Below are 2,731 nucleotides of genomic sequence, written 5' to 3' on the forward strand. Positions count from 1 at the left end.
GATATGATTTCCAATCCGTCCATTTTGCCTCGAGCTGGGAATTTTCGCCGACCACCCATGATCTGCGTAGCGCTGTGATGCTGCCGGAAGAAGAGATGGGAAAAGACGGCGCCCTATATCTTTACGAACGAATTCAGGGGAAGGATCCCTCTCCTCCCGAGAGGTGTCCAACCTGGCTCCACGTCGGCAAATCTTTTGCCGAAAACCCTTAAGCCAAGCAAATGATAAGGAATAGTCTATCGCGTTGTTTTTTATTTCCGTTAAGGGCAACTCAAGCAAGCGTATTCAAGACAAAGGAACGAACACCATGACAAACAAGAAGCACCATTTCACCCTGATCGAACTCCTCGTTGTGATCGCGATCATTGCGATATTGGCGTCCATGCTGCTGCCGGCGTTGAGCCAGGCGAAGGAGACCGCGAAACGCATCAGCTGCGGCAACAATTTTAAACAGCTGGGTCTGGCGATAACCAGCTACGCCGACGACGCGAACGAACATGTGCCGTATTCATGCCACTATCTTTCGTCGGGTCACAGAAGCTGGGACGATCTCTTGTCCGACTACGATGGCCGGTCGCTGACCGATGCCCAGCAGGTGTCCCAATTAGCCCCGGCGGATAGCGGCCAGCTCTATGTCTGCCCGAGCGACAATTTGCCTCGCACCGCCGATCGGGTCAAACGCTCGTATGCCATCAATCGAGGACGCAATGCGGGCTCCGGCAGCAGTTTGTCCGACGGCTCCTCCGGTATCTGGGGAATCGCCTCGGACTCCTCGACCGCCCCATGGTCCGCGAAACTGCCCAGGATTGAGCAACCTTCCAACGTGATCGGCTTGACGGAATACATTCGCAACACCAACTATCTGGGTAACGGGTCTTGCGCTCATCTGGAGGCCCCGGCCACGATTATCGCCAATGCCGAAATCCCCCACGGTGGTCGCTTCAACTTTCTGCTGCTCGACGGTCATGTCGCCATTATGAACGTCTATGAAACCGTCGCCGGCGGCGGCAGCACGGGGCAGCCGCGCGGCATGTGGACTAGAAACAGTAACGACGATTGACCCCCGGTAATCTTCACAAAGTTCAATAAAGGAATCACTATGCCTCAGCACCTGTTTTTCAAGACAGTGTTTTCAATCTCCCTGGTCGCCGGGGGCATGTTGCCGCTTCGAGCCGAAAGTACGGGCAATACCATTCTGGAATGCACCTTCGAGGGCCCCTACTATCAGCACGGCACGGATACCATTCAGAACGGCTGCATAAACAACTACGAATGGGGCAAAAAGGATATGAGCGTGACGATCGACCGTCCGGCGGACGGTTCCGGCGCCTCGCAACGCTTCGACATACGCGGCATCAGTTCCGGCGCCATGCAATACTTCGTGACCGGTTTTGCCATCAAACGCGGCTATTACTACCAGGTTAGTTTTCGGGCCAAAGGTGAACTCGATGGCAATGCTTCGGCAATCATCAGAAAAATCGGCAAACCCTGGAAAACCTATATTCCTGGGCTCCGCTTTACCCCGGAAAAAAATTGGAAAAGCTACTCATTCACCGGCAAGGCGCCCACCGACGTGGACCAAGACATCGCCTTGACATTCGGGAGCGGCGCCCTCGGGCAACTCTGGATCGACGACATCAGAATTGACGTGTTCCAGGAAGCTCCGGACAGTATCCGGATCAACCGCAATCCGCTGGTGCACGGCAACCTCATGCCGCGTTCCTCGTGCGAAGGGAATGTGGATTATCTGTGGACTTCGGGTATCTACGCCGGACCCGACGGCGAATGGGAAGATCCGCAGATCCACCGGGCACCAGGCGGTAAAGTCGGACAGTATGCCATGGCGATTCCCACGGCCCGGACGGAGGGAACCGTGTTCTGCCGCAGTTTCTGGCTTCCGGTGGCGGCGGGGCATCCCTACACGTTTTCGGCCGATCTGAAAGGCTCGAAAGCGGGCGCCACTATAACCATGCAGATTTTCACGCGTCAGGGAGCGAAAAATCTGGGGGCGCGGCGCATTCGTTTGACGGAGAACTGGCAGCGTTTCTCCGTGACCAGTCAACCCATCCCTGACGAGGTCACGGATGTCTACATAAGCTTTTCCGCTTCGGAAAACCAGGGGACCCTCTTTGTCGACGGAACTCAGCTGGAAGCCGGAACAGACGCCAGCGCCTACGCGCCGGCCTATCCCTGCGAGATCTATGCCGACACGTCGGGTCACCGAAGCAACATTTTCTTTTGGGATGAACCGTTGGCGATCAGGATCCGCGCGGCCGGAGCGCAAATCGGAAAGCGTGGCAGGACCGTCAAAACCAGGGTCCTCGTCACGGCTTTTCCCGACATCCCGGTGATGGACAAGGTCGTGGATCTACCGCTCAATCAGGATTATCCCTTGGCAATCGACAGCACCGTCAACGGCCTGTTTCGCGTTCGTTTCGAGCCGGTCGACGCCGGCCTCGCGGCGCCTCAGGAAATCCTGCTAGCCCGCTTGCCGCGCCCCCGTGAGGTCGGCCGCAACAGCAGCTTCGGCACCCATATCACGGTCCGCCCCTTCTTTATCGACTATGCCAAAAGCATCGGCATGAAATGGACCCGATTCCATGATGCCAGCCTGATCACCAAATGGAAACATGCCGAGTCGGAGCAAGGGCACTACCGCTACGGCGACGAACAAGTCGACGCCATTGTCGCGGCCGGCATGAATATCCTCGGGCTGCCCGATTATCCTCCC

3 protein-coding genes are annotated in these 2,731 nt (G+C 56.8%); all 3 read left to right on the top strand.

The genetic code is table 11. From position 1 onward, the window contains the following. Positions 1-212, top strand: a 212-nt coding sequence (locus ABYO54_RS15870; protein WP_372809208.1) for a hypothetical protein, incomplete at its 5' end; no start/stop codon positions are given. Between the two features lie 95 nt (positions 213-307). Next, positions 308-1,060: a DUF1559 domain-containing protein gene (locus ABYO54_RS15875; RefSeq protein ID WP_372809209.1), complete on the top strand. Its 753-nt coding sequence runs from the start codon at positions 308-310 to the stop codon at positions 1,058-1,060. Positions 1,061-1,099: 39 nt separating this feature from the next. Then, positions 1,100-2,731, top strand: a 1,632-nt coding sequence (locus ABYO54_RS15880) for a hypothetical protein (RefSeq protein ID WP_372809210.1), incomplete at its 3' end; no start/stop codon positions are given.

It is taken from the genome of Pontiella sp. (genome assembly GCF_041622395.1).
In the GTDB taxonomy this organism is placed as follows: Bacteria; Verrucomicrobiota; Kiritimatiellia; order Kiritimatiellales; family Pontiellaceae; genus Pontiella.